Annotated in this window: 14 protein-coding genes; 11 read left to right on the top strand and 3 right to left on the bottom strand. The window is 63.5% G+C overall.

Annotated features, from left to right (window positions below):
• Positions 1 to 38: 38 nt before the first annotated feature.
• The 3 genes from BKX98_RS13355 to BKX98_RS13345 all read left to right on the top strand — a co-directional run bounded on the left by BKX98_RS13355 (position 39) and on the right by BKX98_RS13345 (position 5675).
• A complete protein-coding gene (locus BKX98_RS13355) occupies positions 39 to 1205 on the top strand; it encodes an exonuclease SbcCD subunit D (RefSeq protein WP_073707618.1) in 1167 nt (388 codons plus the stop codon).
• Positions 1202 to 4288 carry an AAA family ATPase gene (locus BKX98_RS13350; protein ID WP_073707617.1) on the top strand — a complete coding sequence of 1029 codons (3087 nt, stop codon included), beginning with the start codon at positions 1202 to 1204 and terminating at the stop codon, positions 4286 to 4288. The genes BKX98_RS13355 and BKX98_RS13350 overlap by 4 nt, the downstream gene beginning before the upstream one ends.
• 160 nt (positions 4289 to 4448) lie before the next feature.
• Positions 4449 to 5675: an MFS transporter gene (locus BKX98_RS13345; RefSeq protein WP_255209557.1), complete on the top strand. Its 1227-nt coding sequence runs from the start codon at positions 4449 to 4451 to the stop codon at positions 5673 to 5675.
• A gap of 114 nt (positions 5676 to 5789) precedes the next feature.
• Here the strand turns inward: BKX98_RS13345 and BKX98_RS13340 are convergent, their stop codons facing one another.
• A complete protein-coding gene (locus tag BKX98_RS13340) occupies positions 5790 to 6485 on the bottom strand; it encodes an IclR family transcriptional regulator (protein WP_066137671.1) in 696 nt (231 codons plus the stop codon).
• A gap of 268 nt (positions 6486 to 6753) precedes the next feature.
• Between BKX98_RS13340 and BKX98_RS13335 the strand changes: the two genes are divergently transcribed.
• Positions 6754 to 8094: an MFS transporter gene (locus BKX98_RS13335; RefSeq protein WP_073707616.1), complete on the top strand. Its 1341-nt coding sequence runs from the start codon at positions 6754 to 6756 to the stop codon at positions 8092 to 8094.
• Between the two features lie 137 nt (positions 8095 to 8231).
• On the opposite strand, the gene BKX98_RS13330 is transcribed toward BKX98_RS13335, so the two are convergent.
• Both BKX98_RS13330 and BKX98_RS13325 read right to left on the bottom strand, forming a co-directional pair.
• On the bottom strand, positions 8232 to 9236 hold the full coding sequence (locus tag BKX98_RS13330) for a LacI family DNA-binding transcriptional regulator (protein WP_073707706.1): 1005 nt from the start codon (positions 9234 to 9236) through the stop codon (positions 8232 to 8234).
• 113 nt (positions 9237 to 9349) lie between these two features.
• Complete coding sequence (locus BKX98_RS13325) at positions 9350 to 11038, bottom strand: glycoside hydrolase family 13 protein (protein ID WP_073707615.1); 1689 nt, start codon at positions 11036 to 11038, stop codon at positions 9350 to 9352.
• A 266-nt stretch (positions 11039 to 11304) separates the two neighbouring features.
• Here BKX98_RS13325 and BKX98_RS13320 point away from each other — a divergent pair, with 266 nt between their 5' ends.
• The 7 genes from BKX98_RS13320 (at position 11305) to BKX98_RS13290 (ending at position 19221) form a co-directional block, all read left to right on the top strand.
• Complete coding sequence (locus tag BKX98_RS13320; RefSeq protein ID WP_038992122.1) at positions 11305 to 12573, top strand: maltose ABC transporter substrate-binding protein; 1269 nt, start codon at positions 11305 to 11307, stop codon at positions 12571 to 12573.
• A 115-nt stretch (positions 12574 to 12688) separates the two neighbouring features.
• The gene (locus BKX98_RS13315; protein WP_143181132.1) at positions 12689 to 14284 is read left to right on the top strand and encodes an ABC transporter permease subunit; all 1596 of its coding nucleotides are present in this window, start codon (positions 12689 to 12691) and stop codon (positions 14282 to 14284) included.
• On the top strand, positions 14284 to 15198 hold the full coding sequence (locus BKX98_RS13310) for a sugar ABC transporter permease (protein ID WP_073707614.1): 915 nt from the start codon (positions 14284 to 14286) through the stop codon (positions 15196 to 15198). The genes BKX98_RS13315 and BKX98_RS13310 overlap by 1 nt, the downstream gene beginning before the upstream one ends.
• 101 nt (positions 15199 to 15299) lie before the next feature.
• Positions 15300 to 16289 carry a hypothetical protein gene (locus BKX98_RS13305; RefSeq protein WP_073707613.1) on the top strand — a complete coding sequence of 330 codons (990 nt, stop codon included), beginning with the start codon at positions 15300 to 15302 and terminating at the stop codon, positions 16287 to 16289.
• Positions 16290 to 16351: 62 nt separating this feature from the next.
• On the top strand, positions 16352 to 17107 hold the full coding sequence (locus BKX98_RS13300) for a TetR/AcrR family transcriptional regulator (RefSeq protein WP_073707612.1): 756 nt from the start codon (positions 16352 to 16354) through the stop codon (positions 17105 to 17107).
• A 97-nt stretch (positions 17108 to 17204) separates the two neighbouring features.
• Positions 17205 to 18761 carry an MFS transporter gene (locus BKX98_RS13295; protein ID WP_073707611.1) on the top strand — a complete coding sequence of 519 codons (1557 nt, stop codon included), beginning with the start codon at positions 17205 to 17207 and terminating at the stop codon, positions 18759 to 18761.
• 43 nt (positions 18762 to 18804) lie between these two features.
• Positions 18805 to 19221 carry an META domain-containing protein gene (locus BKX98_RS13290; RefSeq protein WP_038992131.1) on the top strand — a complete coding sequence of 139 codons (417 nt, stop codon included), beginning with the start codon at positions 18805 to 18807 and terminating at the stop codon, positions 19219 to 19221.
• The last annotated feature ends 6 nt before the right edge of the window (positions 19222 to 19227 follow it).

Raw genomic sequence — 19227 nt, 5'->3', positions numbered from 1 at the left:
TGTCCAAGTTGTCCGCGGCATTGCATAAGGTTGGACACATGCGATTGCTTCATACCTCGGACTGGCATTTGGGCCGCACCTTCCACGGAGCCTCCCTGATCGAAGCGCAGCGGGCAGTGCTGCAGGAAATCATCGACATCACCATCAGCCAGCAGGTTGACGTGGTGCTGATCTCCGGGGACATCTATGACCGGGCGCTGCCGCATGTGGATGCCGTCCAGCTGTGCAACTGGGTGCTGCGCGAGCTGCGCGCCACCGGGGCCAGTATCGTCATCACCAGCGGCAACCACGACTCGGCCTCCCGCCTGGGCTTCGGCGCCGATCTGCTGGATTCCGCCGGGGTGCATATTATCGCCGATACCCAGCGCATGCTGCAGCCGGTGCTGCGCGATGCCGGCGACCACCAGGTGGCCATCTATGGCATCCCGTACCTGGAACCGCGCATGGTGATGGAACGCCTGGGCGTCGCCAAGGCCAGCCATGAAGCGGTGGTGCAGGCGGCCATCGCGCAGATCGACGAGCATCTGGAGCAGCTGCGTGCGGGTCAGAAGCCGGTCGTTTCCATCGCTATGGCGCACCTGTTCGCCGCCGGCGGCATCGGCAGCGACTCGGAACGCGAATTGAGCACCGGCAACCTCGACGTGGTGCCGGCCGAGCTGTTCGAGCACTTCGACTACTCGGCCCTGGGCCACCTGCACGGACGGCAGAAGGTCAAGGAGCATGTGCGCTATTCGGGCTCGCCGCTGGCCTACTCCTTCTCCGAGGCCACCCAGCGAAAGGGCGTATGGCTGATCGAGACCAGCGCCTCTGGCATCGAGTCCATCGAAGAAATCCTGCTGCCCGTGCCGAAGAAATTGGCCATCCTCAAGGGCAAGCTCGCCGAGCTGCTGGCCGACCCGGACCTGGAATCCGCGGTCGGGGCATGGTGCCAGGTCACGCTGACCGACAGCGAGCGCCCCGCCGACGCGATGGCAACGATCCGAACCCGTTTCCCCGACACCGTGGTGCTGAACTTCGCTCCTGAAGGAACCGGTGAAAAGGAGCAGCCGGCCAGCTATGCCGAGCGCATGGCCAAGGCAACCAGCACCGAGCAGGTGGTGCGGGACTTCGTGGAGCACGTCCGCGAACGCGCCGCCGATGACCCCGAACGCGAAGTCATCGACTCAGTCATCCAAGCCACCCGAGAGGCACAGGTCAGCCAGTGAGAATCCACCGACTCCAAATCCAGGCTTTCGGTCCCTTCGCCGGCACCGAAGAAATCAATTTCGATGAACTGGCCGACGGCGGGCTGTTCCTGCTCGATGGCCCCACCGGGGCCGGCAAGTCCAGCATCCTGGACGCGATCTGCTATGCCCTGTACGGCGCGCTGCCCGGAAGCCGGGCGGGCAGCCGGCAGATCCGTTCCGACCACGCCCCGGCGGGACTGGCCCCGGAGGTGGTCTGCGAGCTGACCATCGGCGACCGGCGGTTCGAGGCCACCCGTTCCCCGGCGTGGATGCGCCCCTCCAAGCGCGGCAAGAACAAGACCACCGAGCAGAAGGCCGCCAGCTTCCTGCGCGAATTCACCGATGCCGGCTGGCAGGAACTGTCCACCCGCAATGACGAGGTGGGCCACATCCTGGGCAGCCTGCTGGGCCTGGACCGCGAGCAGTTCACCAAGGTGGTCATGCTGCCGCAGGGCGGCTTCGCCGACTTCCTGCGGGCCAAGGCCAAGGACCGCGAAGAGCTGCTGGCGAATCTCTTCGACACCAGCGGCTATGCGCGGATCGAAGATGAATTTGCTGCCCGCCTTGCTGAAGCGCGCAAGCACAGCGAAAGCGTGGAAGCGCGCCTGAGCGCCAGCGAGGAAGCCATCCACTCAGCTGCCCGGTCATTCCTGGCCGGCCGCGAAACCGCCGACGAGCTGGACGGCACAGAGTTGGACGGCGCCGAGGGCGCTGGCCAGGCGGAGGCGGGCGAGGATGCGGCGCAGGCCGAGCAGTTCGCCGGTTATCGCCGCCGGATCGCGGTGATCCTCCAGCGCTCGGCCGACGAAGCGGCCGCCCTGCGCACCGAGAAGACCCGCACCCGCGAGCAGTCGCAGGCACTGGAAGAGCGGCGACGGATTTTCGCTCGCCTGGCCGAGCTGCAGGGGATGCAGGCAGGCTACGCTGAAAAGCATGAGGCTGCCGTGGCCGCTGGCACCCGGTTGGAGGCCGATGCCAAGGCCGGGGCGGTGCGCGCCTATTTGAACCAGCTCCATGAGGCGACCGCGGCGCAGGAGCAGGCCAATGAGTCCTGGCTGCGCAGCCAGCAGTGGCTCGAAACCGAGACGGGGCTGGAGCCCGGTGCCGATGCCGACGGCCTGGAAGAGCTGCGCCTGCCCGCCCAGAAGGCTGCCGAGGAACTGGCGGTAGCCAAGGCCGCCCTGGAAGATGAGCAGCGCCGCGATCTGCTCGCCGGCCAGGCGCGCAAGGCCGCCGAATTGGCTGCCGAGCATGAGAAGACCCGGGCCCAGGCCGAAACCGAGGTGGGCCTGCTCAAGGCAGAACGCGAGACGCTGGAAGCCGGGGACCTGGACCTGGTGGCCGCCAATGAAAAGCTCCAGCAGGCCAAGGCACGCGTCCTGGAGCTGGAGACCAGGATCAAGCACGCCACCGAGCGCGACGCGCTGGAACGCAAGGCGCTGGCCGCCCGTGAGAAGGCCAGCGCGCAGGAACTGGTCATTGCCGGCGCCGCCAAGTCCCTGCTCGAGCTGCGCACCGAACAGCTGGCCCAAAGCGCCCTGCGCTTGGCCGCCGCGCTGGAAGACGGGCAACCCTGCCTCGTCTGCGGTGCACAGGAGCATCCGGCGCCGGCACAAGCCGATGCCGACGCCCCGCTGATCGACGATGCGCAGATCCAGGAACTGGAGGCCGCGGAGGCTGCGGCACGCACCGCCGGGCAGCAGGCCGCGCAAGCGCGCGACATGCTGGTGGCCAAGTTCCAGACCGCCCAGGAAGCGGCCGGCGAGGCCTCGGTCGCTGACCTGCGGGCAGAACTCGCCACGGCCCATGGACTACTGGAACAGCTGCGCAGGCAGCAGGCAGAGATCGCCGCCCGCGTGGCCAAGCTGGATGCGGTGCGCCAGCGTACTGAAAAGCACGCTGCGCGGGCCAACCAAGCCGCACTGGAACATGCGACGGCGAAGCAGCAGGCGCAGTCCTTGGATTCCCAGCTGGCTGAACTGGATGCCAAGCTGGCGCAGCTGCGCCAAGGCCGGAAGAACCTGGCCGAGCTGGTGGAGGAACTGGCAAAGAAGTCCAACGGGCTGGCCAGCGCAGTGCAGCACCTGCGCCGCCTGATCGACGCCGCCGAGGCCGTGCGGAAAGCGGAAGCCACCTGGAACAGCCAGTGCACCGCCGCCGGTTTCGAGAACTTGGCTGCCTTCGAGGCGGCCCTGCTGGAAGGCGCCGAACGCGATCGCCTGCGCCAATTGCAGCGCGCGGATGCGGATTTGGCCAGCGCCATCGCCACGCTCCAAGCGTCCCAGGACTGCCGTAAGGCCCAGGAACTTGCAGGGCAAGGCATCGCCGCACCCAGCGAGGAAGATCTTGCCCAATCGCAGGTGCTGGCAGCCCAGGCCGAAGAACGCTTCGAGGCGGCACGGGAAGAGGAAATACTTGCCCAGACCCAGCTGGCTCGCCATGAGCAGGCCACCAGCGACCTTGCACGCCAGCGGTCCGAGGCAGGTCCGGTGATCGAAGCCTATCGCCGGCTGCGCTCCCTGGCAGAAGTGGTGCGCGGCGGGGGAGAGAACCTCTACAAGATGACGCTGAGCACCTATGTGCTGGCAGCTCGCCTTGAGGAAGTGGCCATCGCCGCGACGCAGCGCCTGGACGTGATGTCCGGCGGACGCTACTCGCTGCACCATGATGATTCCAAGCAGGGCAACGCCAAATCCGGGCTGGGGCTGCAGGTGCTCGATTCATGGACAGGCAAGCGCCGCGAGACCCAGACGCTTTCCGGGGGCGAGACCTTCATGGCCTCGCTGGCGTTGGCCTTGGGCTTGGCGGACGTCATTTCCCACCACTCCGGCGCCGTGGACATGCAGACGCTCTTCGTGGACGAAGGCTTCGGTTCGCTGGATGCCGAGACGCTGGAAGAAGTCATGCTGGCCTTGGAAAACCTGCGTGCAGGGGGCCGGACCATCGGCCTGGTCTCGCACGTTGCAGAGATGAAGCAGCGGATCACCAACCGGATATCGGTGCTCAAGACCCAGCATGGTTCCACCATTGAACGCGAAGGCGCTGTGATCTTGGCTGGATAGATTGGACTTGCCTTGGGGCAGTAGCTATCTTGAAAGTAGTGCCATCAGGCATGTTTGGGAAATTTGTGCGTCGGGGGGTGTGGGACGACGCACGCTTCGTCATGGAGTTTTGTTGACTCAGCATACTTTGTCGAAGGAAAACAGTGAGGAATCCGAGAAAATGTCCGGATACTCCGCGTTAGTTCCTTTGGTGGGAGCACCGTTCCTGCCACTCACTTTCCTTGCACGTCTCCCGCTCGCGATGCTCACCATCGGGTCCATGACCCTGGTGACCGCAACCACCGGCTCCTATGCCATGGGCGGCCTGGCCGCGGCCATGGTTGGCCTGGGATCCGCCGTGGGCGGCCCCAGTATCGGCTATCTGGCCGACCGCGTCGGCCAGCGCCCGGTCTTGACCACTGTCGCCGTCATCCACACGATCCTCCTGGTGGCCCTGACCCTCTTCGGCAATTCCGGCCCCGACATGTCCGCGGCGCTGCTCGCAATCCTGTGCCTTGCCACCGGTGCCACCGGCCCGCAGGTCGGTCCGATGTCCCGTGTCCGCTGGATCTCCATCACCCGCCAGCAGAAGAAGAATCACAAGGTGCTGTCGGCGGCCCTGAGCCTTGAATCGATGTTCGATGAACTGGGCTTCGTCTTCGGCCCGGTGGCCGTCGGGCTGCTGGCCTCCTTGGTGGATCCGGTGCTGCCGCTCTACCTCGCCGCGCTGTTGACCCTCGTGCTGGTGCCGGTCTTCGCCTCGCACCGTACAGGCCATGCCGTGAAGCCGGTGAAGAATACCGAACACGCGCCGAAGGTCTCGATCAGCGGCGCGCAGGTTGCCTCGATCGGAGCCCTGATCCTGGGCATGGTGGCGCTGGGCACGGTCTTCGGGTCCTCGGCAGCCGGGACCCTGGCCTTTGCCGGCGCGCAGGGCGACTCCAACTCCGGTGGCCTGCTTTATGGCGCCATGGGCTTCTCCAGTGCGATTGCTGCAGTCTCCGTGGCAGCATGGCCGCAATCCTTCAAGCAGATCAACCGCTGGATCCTGTGCGGCGCGGCACTGACCGTGCTCAGCTTCGGGATGCACGTGGCCGGCAATGTGCCGCTGATGCTGCTGGCCCTGTTCATCGCAGGCTTTGCCGTGGGGCCGGTGATTGTCACGGTCATGACCCTGGGCGGTGAAGTCGCTCCACCGCAGCGCCTGTCCACCGTGATGACCATGCTCTCTGCCGGCATCGTGGTGGGAACCGCGATCGGCAACGGACTGGCCGGCGTTTTTGCCGAAACCCTGGGCTATCTCGGCGCCTTCTGGGTCTCCACCGGTGGCGCGCTGGTGATCTTCCTGGCCGCTGTGGCAATGAAGCTCATCGTCGCGAAGTCTCCGTCGCTGGCCCGCGTCCGCTAGGGAGCGAACGCCAAGAACCGTGCATCCGGCCGCCATGGCCGGATGAGCAGAATCCCGTGGCACTGCAGCCATCAAGGTGCAGTGCCACGGGATTTCGTTCTGTGCCGGGAATTCCTAGTGCGCGAGCTTGTCGCTGATGCGTGCCGCCGCGTGCTTGAGCTCCTCGATCATGCGCTCGTAGTTGCCGGCCGTGCTGGTCGCGAAGACCACGGCCAGCGCCGCCGGGGTTTGCCCCGAATGCTGGATCGGAACGGCAATGGACTTCACGCCCTGGATGACTTCATTCTCGCTGGTGGCATAGCCGTCAACCCGTGCCTGGGTGGCAGCGTCACGGTACTCGATGCCCGTGTCCAGCGCATCCCACTCGGCCTTGGTGTAGCGCGACTGGATTGCGATGCCGGCGGCTCCCACGTCCATGCCGTGCACCGAACCCGGGCGGTGGACAATCGCGCGCTGGGAGTTCAGCGGGGAGACCGACTGCAAGGTGGTGCACAGGTCATGTTCCCAGACGGCCACGAAGGTGGTCATGGACAGTTCGTTGGCCAGTGCGTTGAGCTCGGGAGCGGCGGCCGCCTGCAGATCGCGCTGGACCGAGCGGGCGAGCACGGCCAGGCCGGAGGCCGAGCGGATATGGCCGGCCTCATCGCGGTTGAGCAGGTGATGCTGTTCCAGGGTGCGGATGATCCGGTAGGCGATGGATCGGTGGACTTCCAGCTTCGCGGCGATTTCCGCGATGGATAGGTTCACCGGGGAATTGGCGACGATTTCAAGGACGCGGATTCCACGCGAAAGCGTCTGGGAGGTAGGCATTGATCTTCAATCCGGCCTGCGGCGTTGCGGGAACGTCGTCGAGGCCTGCTTAGTGAGCCTGGGGACCAGGAAGGTCCGTGATCTATCTTCGATTTTAGTCGTTCTCTATTAGAACACCGAATTCGCTGGCGGGGCAGGTCGCAAAGTGCCTGCCTGCATGGGGTCACGTTTGGGGCAGATCTTGTGATCCGCTTCACTCTGCGCTTATGATGGTGTGCGACACATAACCGTCCGAACGGTCGGTATACTACTCGCAAAAGGTCTTCACATGTCATCGACTGTCTCTCGCACCCAGGAGGAGCGCCGGGTACTTGCCGGCACCCTCGTGGGCACCACCATTGAGTGGTACGACTTCTTCATCTTCGCCCAGCTCACCGCGACGCTGCTAACCCCGCTGTTCCTCGAGCCCCTGGGCGAGTCGAACCCGGGCATCGCGCAGATCCTTTCCTTCGCAATGATCGGCATCTCCTTCTTCTTCCGTCCGCTCGGCGCAGTAGTTGCCGGGCACCTGGGCGACCGCTACGGACGCAAGCGCATCCTGGTGCTCACCCTGATCCTCATGGGCATTGCCACCGCTGCCATCGGCCTGCTGCCAACCTACGCATCCATCGGCGTGGCCGCGCCAATCCTGCTCGTGCTGCTGCGCGTGATCCAGGGCTTCTCGGCCGGCGGCGAATGGGGCGGCGCCGCCTTGATGGCGGTAGAGCATGCACCGAACCACCGACGCGGCTACTTCGGCGCCTACCCGCAGATCGGTGTGCCTATCGGCATGATCCTGGCTACCGGCCTGCTGTACATCCTGCGTGTTGCCATGAGCCCGGAAGACTTTATCGCCTGGGGCTGGCGCATCCCGTTCCTGCTCTCCATTGCGCTGATCTTCGTGGGCTACATGATCCGCCGTGCGGTCGAGGAATCCCCGGTCTTCAAGCAGCTCTCCCAGCGCAAGGCCGCCGAGCACACGCCGTTGCGCGAACTGATGACCGGCCACACCAAGCAAGTCCTGCAGGCTGCGCTGATCTTCATCTCGAACAACGCCGCCGGCTACCTGGTCATCGCGTTCTTCATCTCCTACACCACCAAGGTGCTGGAAATGCCGGTTGCGCCAATCCTCTTGGCCACCACCATTGGTTCGGTGGGCTGGCTGATCTTCACCCTGGTCGGCGGCTGGCTCTCGGATAAGATCGGGCGCCGCGCGACCTTCGTGATCGGCTACGCGCTGGTCTTCGTCTGGATGATCCCGATGTTCATGCTGGTCGATACCGGCAACATCGTGCTGTACACCATCGCCATCTTCGTGCTGACCGTTGGCCTGGGCTTGTCCTATGGCCCGCAGTCGGCAATGTACGCGGAAATGTTCCCTGCACAGATCCGCTACTCGGGCATCTCCATCGGCTATGCGCTCGGTGCTATCCTCGGTGGTGCCTTCGCTGCCACCGTGGCGCAGATCCTGCTGGAGACCACCGGCGCTTCGGTCTCGATTGCCGTCTACATCATGGTGCTGACCGTCATCTCCGTGGCGGCCGTGCTCTGGGTGGGCGAGACTCGCGGACGCAACCTGCATCTGGAAGAAGTCGAGGGCGAACAGGCCGACTCGACTGTGGCGCACTAATTCCACAGCAGCGCGATGCCCGCGCGGGCACCGGCCCAAGCGACCCGGTGCCCGCGCGGGCATTTGCGTGTTCGGCGATCGGCGATATCGATGGCAGCCAGTGGAATCAGCGGGCTGGTGAATCCCTGTCCAGGCTGCTAGGCCGGTCGGGTGGTAGATGAGCGCACGACCAGCCGATGCTCCAATTCGTGGGCCTGTGCCGGTTCCTCTCCGCGGATTGCCCGCAGCAGCATCGCGACCGCCAGCTGACCCTGCTCATGCGGTCGCTGCTCGACGGTGGTCAAGCCGAACAGTTCGGCAAGGTCATGGTTGTCTACGCCGACCACCGAGAGATCCTGCGGAAGCTGCAATCCGAGATCGCGCGCGGCCAGGATGGCGCCGATGGCCATTTCGTCACTGGCCGCGAAGATTGCGGTGGGCCGGGACGCCGGGTTGCCCAGCAGCTGCTTGGCCACTGCGTAGCCCTGGGGCAGGGTGAAGTCGGCGCTCACAATCAGCGACTCATCCACTTCAAGCCCAGCCTCGGCCAGGGCCCGCTCATAGCCGGTGCGGCGGTGCGTGGGCACCAGGAAGTCCACATCGGTTTCCGCGTTGCCGCCGATGAAGCCGATGCGTTCATGGCCCAGGGAAACCAGGTGCCCGGTCGCGAGGGCCGAGATCGCTTCGTCGTTGACATGCAGCGTGGGCACGCCGGGCAACGGGCCGCCCACGCCAACCAAGGGCTTGTCCACCGCCAGCAGCGCCTGGACCTCGTCCTCGGCCAACTCGACATTGACCGCGATGACCGCATCTACCCGCTGGCGCAGCAGGAAATCGGAGAAGATCTTCTCGCGCTGGGTGTGGTCCTTGGTCAGCTGGTAGAGGGTGGTGTCATAGCCCTCGTCCATCAGGCGGCTGGAGATGCCTTCCAGCACGCAGGCATAGAACCAGTGGTTGATCACCGGCACGAGCACACCGATATTGCGAGTGCGGCCCGATGCCAGCCCGGACGCGGAGGAAGAGACCACGTAGCCCAGTTCCGCGGCGGCACGCTGCACCGCCTCCTGCGCGGCCGCCGAGACCGAACCCCGCCCAGATAGCGCGCGGGAGACGGTGGCAATGGATACGCCAGCGGCTTGCGCTACGTCCTTGATTCCGGCCACATCATGTCCTTCCTTCATGCCAGTAGCCGCGGCTGGGGGAAATCTCTTTCCCATGGCCGCGGCTACTGCCTAACGTTACCCGGTGCGGCTGCTGCCGGAAACTTGATTGCTCCCTATGCCAGCTGGAACCAGATGGCGGTTTCGCCCGGGATCATTCCCGGTTCCGCGGACTGCTCCATTTGGCTGCGCACCAGCTCGGTGGCGCTGTGCGCCTGCACCGGCAATGGCAGGGGGGTTGCGGCGTAGTTGGCCACGACCAGCACGTTGCCGTTGGCGAAGGCCAGGACCTCGTCCTCGGCGCCGTCGATCCATTGAAGGGTGCCGGTGCCCAGCGCGTGGTCCTGGCGCAGCTGCAGCAGGCGGCGGTACAGGTTCAGCGTGGAGGACTGGTCTTCGAGCTGCGCATCGCGGGCGTAGGAATCCCAGCCGGCTGGCTGCGGCAGCCAGCTTTCACCGGTCGAGCTGAAGCCGAAGGCCGGCTTGCCGCTCTCCCATGGCAAGGGAACGCGGCAGCCATCGCGGCCATAGCGTTCGCCATTGGTGCGGAACCAGGTCGGATCCTGGCGCGCATCATCTGGCAGGTCGATTGCTTCCGGCAGGCCCAGTTCCTCGCCCTGGTAGAGGTAGGCGCCGCCCGGCAGGGCCAGCATCAGCGTGCTGGAAGCGCGTGCGCGGCGCAATCCGACGGCAGGCTCTGGCAGGTTCGGGGTGTTCGGGCCAATGCCCTCGCCCTGCGGGTTCTCATCGGTCAGCGCCAGGCGGGTCGCATGGCGCACCACGTCGTGGTTGGAGAGCACCCAGGTGCTCGGTGCGCCGACCTTGCCAAACTCCTGAAGGGACTCGTCGATGGTCTTGCGGATCTGCTTGGCATCGAAATCGCAGGAGAGGTACGGGAAGTTGAATGCCTGGTGCATCTCGTCGTTGCGCACCCACTTCGCCATCAGCGACAGGGGATTGACCCATGCCTCGGCGCAGAGCACGCGGTCGCCCTCGTACTCGTCCATGACCTTGCGCCAGTCGCGGTAGATTTCATGCACGCCGTCCTGGCCCCACCACGGAGCCAGTTCTTCGGTGCCGCCCATCGAAGCTGCCATGGGGTCCGGCGTGAAATCGGGCAGGCCTTCGGCCTTGATCAAGCCGTGGGCCACGTCGACGCGGAAGCCGTCGGTGCCCCGATCCAGCCAGAAGCGCAGGACGTCGCGGAACATCGCGCGGACTTCCTCGTTGTGCCAGTTGAAGTCAGGCTGCGAGGAATCGAAGATGTGCAGGTAGGACTGGCCGGTGCTGCCATCCGGGTTCCTGGTTGCGGTCCACATCGGGCCGCCGAAGACCGAACCCCAGTTGTTCGGGTGTCCGGTTTCCGGGGTGTCCTTGAAGATGAAGCGGTCGCGTTCGGGGGAGCCGGGAGCTGCCTGGAGCGCCTCCTGGAACCATGGGTGCTGGTCCGAGCAGTGGTTCGGGACCAGATCGATGATGACCTTCAGACCCAATTCATGGGCCCTGGCCACCATCGCGTCGTAGTCTTCCAGGGTTCCGAACAGCGGATCCACGTCGCAGTAATTCGAGACGTCGTATCCGGCGTCCTTCTGCGGGGAAGTGAAGAATGGCGAAAGCCAGATCGCGTCGACCGAAAGCTGCGCGATGCTTTCCAGGCGTTGGGTAATTCCGCGCAGGTCGCCCATGCCATCGCCATTGGAATCGGCGAAGGAGCGCGGGTAGATCTGGTAGATCACCGAGGAGCGCCACCACTGCGCGTTTTCGGCCTGCACAGGGAAATCAGCTGCTGTACGAATTGAAGTCATGACGGTAACGATAAATGATCGAACGCAGAATGTAAACGCTTGCAATTATGATCTACGGATTACGCCTCCTGAGTTGCCGTGATTCCACGTAAGGGTGATTAAAACTGATTTTATGGCTACTCTTGTCAAAGCTGATGATCTATGCCACGCTGTAAACGCTTACAAATATGGTGTTACTCGCACCACTTACGACCCGACCGGTAGCCATAGCTGATATCGCGGCCAGCCCGGTCCCTGATGACACAGTTGTCACGAAAGGACATCCCATGAAGGTGAACAAACACCCTTGGCTTCTTGGCGGAGCGTTGACGGCGATTGCCGCACTCTCTCTCACCGCTTGCGGCGGGTCCGCCACCAGCGAACCAGCAGCATCTTCGAGCCCGGCCGCCGCGGAATCCTCCCCGGCAGCCGCTTCCGGCGGCAAGCTGACCGTCTGGGTCGATGCCAACCGCGAACCAGTGCTGAAGGAAGCCGCCGCAGACTTCGAGAAGCAGTCCGGTGTCAAGGTGGACCTGGTGATCAAGGACTTCTCCAAGATCCAGGAAGACTTCCTGCGCCAGGTGCCAACCGGCAAGGGGCCGGACATCACCATCGGTGCCCACGACTGGCTGGGCAACCTGGTCAACAACGGCGTGGTCCAGCCGGTTGAACTGGGCGGCAAGGCCGGCGAGTTCCAGGATGTGGCAGTGACCGCGATGAGCTACGAGGGCAACACCTACGGCGTTCCGTACGCCACCGAGAACCTGGCCCTGCTGCGCAACGCGGATCTGGTCGACGAAGCCCCTGCGACGTTCGATGAGATGATCGCCGCCGGCGAGAAGGCCGACACCGAATTCCCATTCCTGGTGCAGGTCTCTGATGTTGGCGATCCATTCCACGCCTACCCATTCCAGACCTCCTTCGGCGCACCGGTGTTCGGCACCGATGAAAAGGGCGCCTACGATCCGGCCGACCTGCAGATCGGCAACGAAGGCGGCATCGAATTCGCCAAGTGGCTGGCTGAAGAGGGCGAAGAAGGCAACCTGAAGACCAGCATCGACGGAGACATTGCCAAGGAGAAGTTCGTCTCCGGCGACTCGCCATTCTTCCTGACCGGTCCATGGAACGTGGACGCTGTCGAAGACGCTGGCATCAATCTGGAAATCGATCCGATTCCATCGGCTGGTGGCGAGCCAGCCCAGCCTTTCGTCGCAGTCCAGGGCTTCTTCGTTTCCTCGAAGACCGAGAACCTGCTGGCAGCAACCGAATTCCTGACCAACTACATCGGCACCGAGGAAGTTCAGACCGAGCTGTACGAGGTAGGCAACCGACCGCCAGCCAACAAGGCGGCCTTCGAAGCTGCCAAGTCCGATGAGACCATCGCCTCCTTCGGCGAGGTCGGCGCTAACGGCGTTCCGATGCCGAACATCCCTGAAATGGCGGCCGTATGGGAGTTCTGGGGTGTGGCCGAGGCCGAGATCATCTCCGGCAAGGCTGATCCGGCCAAGCGCTGGAAGCAGATGACCTCGGACATCGAGAAGGCCATCTCCAAGTAGTACCGCCTGCCACCAGGCACACCGATGGCGCTGGGGACGGAAGGCGATCCTTCTGGCCCCAGCGCCTGCAATCCAGCAGCATTAGCTGCACTTGATCGACAGGGACATCTGGAAGATGACAAAGACTGCCCACCAGGGGCCGCAATCAAGCACCGAGGAGACGAAGCCCAAGCTGTCACCGGCGGCCAGGCGCTTCGCCAACGCCACCAGCACCTCCGTTGGCGCCATGCTCGCCAAGATCATCCTGGTGGCAATCGTCGATGCGACGGCCATCTTCGCGGTTTTCACAGCGCTGGGGCGCGAAGCCTGGGTGATCGCCTCGGCGATCGCCGTGATCACCGTGCTGATCAACGTGATCTACTTCAAGCGCGGCTGGCTGCCGGCCAAGTACCTGCTGCCGGGCACCATCTTCCTGCTGATCTTCCAGGTCTTCGTGATCGGCTACACGGGGTACATCGCCTTCACCAACTACGGGTCGGGACACAACTCGGATAAGGACGATGCGATCACCGCGCTGCTGCAGTCCAACCAGAACCGCGTCGAGGGAAGCGCTGGCTACCCGGTGTCCATCCTCGACGGGCAGGACGGGCTGGCGATGCTCATCGAGCGCGATGGCCAGCAAATGCTCGGCGACGCGGATCAGCCGTTCGCCCCGGTCGATCCTGCAGCCCTGGGGGACTACTCCGAATTGGCCTTCGGCGATCTGCTGGGTCGCCAGCAGGAGGTCACCTCGCTGACCGTTCCGGTCAGCGAGAACCCTGCCGATGGCACCCTGCGCACCAGCGACGGGCGCACCGCATACCAGTACACCTCGTCCCTGAAATACGACGAAGCCGCCGACACCATGACCGATCAGAAGACCGGCGTGGTGTACAAGGACACCGGCGTCGGCGCGTACACCGCCGAAGATGGCACGCAGCTGATGCCCGGCTGGTCCATCAACGTGGGCTTCGACAACTTCACCCGCGCGGTCACCGACTCCTCGATCCGCAACGCCCTGTTCTCCGTCACCGTGTGGACATTCGCCTTCGCCTTCTTGTCGGTGGCAACCACCTTCTTCCTGGGCCTGTTCCTCGCAATCGTCTTCAACGACATGCGCATGAAGGGGCGGAAGATCTACCGTGTCATCTCGATCCTCCCGTACGCCTTCCCGGCGTTCTTGGGCGGCCTGGTCTGGGCCGGCATGCTCAACCGCGACTTCGGTTTCATCAACCAGGTGCTGCTGGGCGGGGCGCAGATCCCGTGGCTGACCGACCCGTGGCTGGCGAAGTTCTCGGTGCTCTGGGTGAACCTGTGGCTCGGCTTCCCGTACATGTTCCTGGTCTGCACCGGCGCGCTGCAGTCCATTCCGGATGAGCTCTCCGAAGCGGCCACCCTCGATGGGGCGAAGCCATTTCAGATCTTCCGTTTGATCAAGCTTCCGCTGCTGCTGGTCTCGGTAGCTCCGCTGCTGATTAGCTCCTTCGCGTTCAACTTCAACAACTTCAACGTGATCTACATGCTCACCGAAGGCGGGCCGCGTCTGCAGGATGCAGGATTGAACGTGGGATCCACCGACATCCTGATCTCCATGGTCTACAAGGTGGCCTTCGTCGGCTCGCAACGCGACTATGGCCTGGCCAGCGCCTTCTCCATCATCATCTTCGTGATCGTCGCGATCATCTCGATTATCAGTTTCAAGCAGACAAAGGCACTGGAGGAGCTGAACTAATGAGCACCCAAATCACCGGCCGTCCCGCGACACGCGCGCTCAGGGAACGGGCACCGCGGCGAGGCTTTGGCAAATGGTTCGCCACCACCGGCTGGCGCCACCTGATCGGCGTAGCGCTGTGCATCTATGCGGCGTTCCCGTTGCTCTATGTGCTTTCGGCATCGCTGAACCCCAACGGCACCCTGCTGTCCTCCAACGGCTTCTTCACCACCGTCGGCTTCAACAGCTATGTGGAGCTGTTCCAGAACGAGCAGCGTCCCTTCGGTGCTTGGTTCGTGAACACCTTGTTCATCGGCCTGACCACGGCCGCCGCCTCCGTGTTCCTCGGGGCGCTGGCCGCCTACAGCTTCTCGCGGATGCGTTTCACCGGGCGCCGCGTGGGCCTGGTCAGCCTGCTGGTCGTGCAGATCTTCCCGCAGCTGCTGGCAGTGGTGGCGATCTTCATCCTGCTCACCTCGCTGGGAGATGTCTTCCCGGTGTTGGGCATCGACAGCCAGATCGCCTTGATCATGGTGTACCTGGGCGGCGCACTGGGAGTGAACACCTACCTGATGTACGGCTTCTTCAACACCGTTCCAGTGGAAATCGATGAAGCGGCGAAGATCGATGGTGCCGGCCACGCCCGCATCTTCTTCACCATGATCCTGCGCCTGGTGGCGCCGATCCTGGCAGTTGTCGGCCTGCTGTCCTTCATCTCCAGCACCTCGGACTTCGTCATCGCCTCCGTCATCCTGGTCTCCCCGGAGAACCAGACGCTGGCCGTGGGCCTGTACTCCTACGTTTCGGAGGAGTTCACTTCCAACTGGTCGGTCTTCGCCGCCGGCGCGGTGCTGGCAGCAATCCCGGTGATGGCGCTGTTCCTGTTCCTGCAGAAGTACATTGTCGGCGGGCTCACCGCCGGCGCAGGCAAGTAGCGCTCGAGCACCTCTACGCTGCTCGAAAAGGGGGCAACGCCACTGGCGTTGCCCCCTTTTCCTGTGCTGGCCAAGCGCTCGGAGCACGTAGAGTAAATGGCATGAAGCCCTACCTGCCGCGCGCCGCCCGCAACTATTTGGAGCAACTTCGCCGGGCCTTGGATTTCTTGTCGCTGGAAGAACGCAACGAGGTCATTGAAACGACCAAGCAGGAGATTCTCCGCCTGCCGGGCGGCGGACGCCGCAAACGCGATCTGGTCCGCCTGCTTGGCGAGCCTGCATCCCGTGCGCGCAAATTCGAACGCCATGAGCCCGAAGCCCTGGAAGTCAGCAGCGGCAAGCACTTCCTCACCCGCATCCTGGCATGGCCAATCTTCGCGCTTGCCTTGCTCACCCTGATGGTGGTGCTCTTCGCCCCGCCCCAGACCGCCTTGGTCGAGGGGCAAGGCTTCGGATTTGTTGCCGGGGGAGCAAGCGGCTTCCTGGGGAAACTTGAATTGCTGATCGGCTCGCAGCTGCTTTGGCTGGCCTTCATTCCGGCCATCCTCAGCCTCGTGCCGTTGTGGCTTCCGAATATTGCCGGCACCATCATCCAGATCCTTGGGGCGGTGATCATGACCGCCATCTGCGTGGCCGGTGGCGGAACGCTCGCTCTCTACTTCGTCCCGGTCACCGTGCTGCTCTGGGCACAGGTATTCACCCCGCTGCTGATGATGCGTGGTTCCATGGCCAGGCCAGGGCCAGCCTGGCTCATCTGCGCTGCCGTGCTGCTGATCCTTGTTGTCGGGTATGCCAGCTACCAGGGTCTGGCTGGATTCAGCGGTGCACCGTGGCTGATTGCGGCTCCGGCCGCGCTGCTGGCTGTGCTGGCGCTGCTGCTGCCGTTCCGCTGGAAGCTGGCCCATATTGCCCTGGTGGCAGCCGGCCTGCTGGTGATGGCTGCTGGATTCGTCGCCGCGCTGCCCGGAACCTACGGCGCAGTTCTAGCGTGGCCATGGCTGGCTGGCGGGATGGGCTTCGCCGTAGGCCATCTCGCGGTAGCCGCGGGCATGTGGCATGAGCGGGCCAGGAAGTTGCTGGCCCTGTTCTAGCGTTTTCAGGTCTTGTGGTGCTTTATGGGATTTTCCATAGGGAATGCGTATATCCTCTTGGCATGGCCGAAAACAAGGAAAAATCCTCTCCTGAACCTATAAAACGAGGTCGCGGGCGCCCGCGCAAGGACTCCGAGTTCCAGACCCTGAGCAAGGATCAGATTGCCCAGAAGGCATTGGAAATAGCCGGTGCCGAGGGCTATGACGCGCTGACCATGCATCGTCTTGCGACCGAATTCAATGTCACCCCGCGGGCGTTGTACAACTACGTGGCTGACCGCCAAGAAGTCATCAACCTCGCCGTATCGCGCTTCATATCGATCAATCCGCTGATCGAATTCGACTGCAACGACTGGAAGCGTGGCGTGACCGAAGCCTATAACGCGACGCGCAAGGCCTACCGCGCCTACCCCAGGGCTTCGCAAATGGCGCTAGACGAAAAGCTCAAGGTCGAGCCCGGTCCATTCCGCAACGAATTGATGGAACGGATCCTAGCGTTCTACGTGGATATCGGATTGACGCTCAAGCAGGCTGTGGCGCTGGTCCGCGCACTGGAACGCGACGTCCTGGGTTTCGTGATGCATGTGGATTACTACTACGACCGCCGTTCGAAAGACAGCCCGGACTACGTGAGCTCGCTGGTGCCGGTCCAATTGCTTGACGCTTATCCGGAAGTTCCCACGCCGCTGACACGCCAATCCCTCGAGCTGCCGCAACAAGACAGCGACGACCTCTTCGAGGAAGTTATCGAGTTGCGATTGCTGGCTATTGCGCAGATGCTCGAGCTCAATCGCACCGCCGAGAATCCCGAACAGTGAAAAAGCACGTCGACAGGGAATAATAGCCAACCGGCTGGCGCTGTAGGTTGCAGGGCCGCAGGAATCTGCGGCCTGGAATTCGTGTGAAAGTTGGCCCATGTCCCAGAGCAAGCCGCATCCGGCACCAGTTGCTGAAGAACTCTCGGCCGGGGCCCGGTGGCGATTGCTGGGTGTGCTGCTCGCCGCGATGTTCATGTCCCTGGTATCGGTCAGCATCGTCAATGTGGTTCTCCCCGCTATCGGTTCCACCCTGCACGCTACCGAGGCCGACCTGCAATGGGTGCTGGCAGGCTATGCGCTGACCTTTGGCGTGGTGCTGGTTGCCGCCGGACGCGCCGGGGACCTGCTGGGCCGCGGCGTGATGTTCGTGGCAGGCGTCGCGATCTTCACCGCGGCCAGCGTCCTGGCTGGCCTGGCAGCTGATCCATTGGTCTTGAACATTGCGCGCTTCATCATGGGCATCGGCTCCGGATCGCTCAACCCGCAGGTGATGGGCATGATCCAGCAGCATTTCCGTGGCGCTGCCCGTGGCCGGGCCTATGGCTTGCTGGGCACAGCTGTTGGCTTCTCGGTCGCCATCGGACCGGTGCTGGGCGGACTGCTGATCAACTGGTTTGGCGAAGACGCCGGCTGGCGTTCCACCTTCCTGATCAACGTACCGGTAGGAGTGCTGGCAATTGTCCTTGCCTTGCTGTGGCTGCCCAAGCCGCTGTTCAGCAAGCCAACGGGCAAGGTGGATCTGGATCCAGTTGGCGGTTTGCTGCTGGCAGTAGGCATTTTCGCCCTGCTGCTGCCCTTCGTGCAGGGACGCGAAACCCCGTGGCTCTGGTCGCTTCTGGCCTTGGCCTTCCTGCTCCTGGTGCTCTGGGTCCAGTGGGAGAAGAAGTACAAGAAGCGCGGTCGTGAACCAATGGTGGAACTGGCTTTGTTCAAGATCCGCAGCTTCACCAATGGCACGCTGATCGCAGGCCTTTACTTCATGGGGGTTTCCAGCGTCTGGGTGCTGGTGGCAATCTATGTCCAGCAATCCCAGGGCTTCAGCGCACTTCAAGCAGGATTGATCTGCCTTCCGGCCGCACTGCTGTCGGCCTTCAGCTCCGATATTGCCGGACGCTACGTGATGACCTTGGGGCGGAAATTGGTTATTGGCGGCATCCTCAGTGCACTGTTCGGCCTGCTGGCCACCATTGCCGTGGTGCTCTTGGAAGAGCGCGGGGTGCTGGGCATCTGGTGGATGCTGCTTTCGCTGGCCTTCATCGGAGTGGCGCAGGGCTTCATCATTTCGCCTAACCAGGCGCTGACCCTGATGGAAGTTCCCGTGGCCAACTCCGGCAGCGCCGGAGGCTTGATGCAGACTTCCCAGCGCGTGGGCACGGCCGTGGGCATTGCGGTGATCACCGCTGTCTTCTACGGCATGAATCATATTGCCGGCTATTCGCTGGCAATGTCGCTCTCCTTTGTTGCCATTTCGTTGCTGGTCTTGGCCACCCTCGTGGTCGGCGTCATCGACCTGCGCCATGGCCATGCCGCGCACGCCAAGCCTGAAGCTGAGGAAGTAGTTCCGGCCAGCACCGGCGCGCAGCGTACGGTGACAGGGGCTATCGAGATCGCCGGGCCGAAGGAACCAACCCAGCCAGTAGACTCCCAGCCATAATTCGGTGCTGGTCAGCGGAGGATTCTGAACCTAGGCTGGGACCATGAAGCGATTCTTCCTGAGCAGCGCAGCAGTAGCTCTGGCCTGTGGCGTTGCCGCCTGCGCATCTACCGGGAGCGGGTCTGGCGCCAGCCAGCCAACTGAAAGCGAGACCAGCGTGATACTGCAGGATCCGGCAGGTTTGTGGGGCAGCAAGGAACAAGGCCAGCCGTGGCTGGAACTTTCAGCGGACGGCAAGGTCGCCGGCAGTGATGGCTGCAACCGCATTACCGGCACATGGAGCGGATCCGAAGAGCTGGAATTCGGCGCGTTGGCTTCGACCAAGATGTACTGCGAAGGCGTGGATGACTGGCTTTCGCGTGCCGCCACCGCAAAGCTGGAGGAGGGCAACAAGATGCTTGTTCTTGACGCCAACGGCGAAGAGCTGGGAACCCTTGCCTATGGTGGCAGCAATTCCTAGCTCATG

Source organism: Glutamicibacter sp. 0426 (assembly GCF_001906485.1).
Lineage (GTDB): Bacteria > Actinomycetota > Actinomycetes > Actinomycetales > Micrococcaceae > Glutamicibacter > Glutamicibacter nicotianae.
This window is presented reverse-complemented; position numbering and strand designations above follow the sequence as displayed.

What these genes read in the sequence shown, in the direction of transcription:
- BKX98_RS13355 (WP_073707618.1), top strand. Translation starts at nt 39, where the DNA reads ATGCGATTGCTTCATACCTCGGACTGGCATTTGGGCCGCACCTTCCAC.
- BKX98_RS13345 (WP_255209557.1), top strand. Translation starts at nt 4,449, where the DNA reads ATGTCCGGATACTCCGCGTTAGTTCCTTTGGTGGGAGCACCGTTCCTG.
- BKX98_RS13340 (WP_066137671.1), bottom strand. Translation starts at nt 6,485, where the DNA reads ATGCCTACCTCCCAGACGCTTTCGCGTGGAATCCGCGTCCTTGAAATC.
- BKX98_RS13335 (WP_073707616.1), top strand. Translation starts at nt 6,754, where the DNA reads ATGTCATCGACTGTCTCTCGCACCCAGGAGGAGCGCCGGGTACTTGCC.
- BKX98_RS13325 (WP_073707615.1), bottom strand. Translation starts at nt 11,038, where the DNA reads ATGACTTCAATTCGTACAGCAGCTGATTTCCCTGTGCAGGCCGAAAAC.
- BKX98_RS13320 (WP_038992122.1), top strand. Translation starts at nt 11,305, where the DNA reads ATGAAGGTGAACAAACACCCTTGGCTTCTTGGCGGAGCGTTGACGGCG.
- BKX98_RS13315 (WP_143181132.1), top strand. Translation starts at nt 12,689, where the DNA reads ATGACAAAGACTGCCCACCAGGGGCCGCAATCAAGCACCGAGGAGACG.
- BKX98_RS13310 (WP_073707614.1), top strand. Translation starts at nt 14,284, where the DNA reads ATGAGCACCCAAATCACCGGCCGTCCCGCGACACGCGCGCTCAGGGAA.
- BKX98_RS13305 (WP_073707613.1), top strand. Translation starts at nt 15,300, where the DNA reads ATGAAGCCCTACCTGCCGCGCGCCGCCCGCAACTATTTGGAGCAACTT.
- BKX98_RS13300 (WP_073707612.1), top strand. Translation starts at nt 16,352, where the DNA reads ATGGCCGAAAACAAGGAAAAATCCTCTCCTGAACCTATAAAACGAGGT.
- BKX98_RS13295 (WP_073707611.1), top strand. Translation starts at nt 17,205, where the DNA reads ATGTCCCAGAGCAAGCCGCATCCGGCACCAGTTGCTGAAGAACTCTCG.
- BKX98_RS13290 (WP_038992131.1), top strand. Translation starts at nt 18,805, where the DNA reads ATGAAGCGATTCTTCCTGAGCAGCGCAGCAGTAGCTCTGGCCTGTGGC.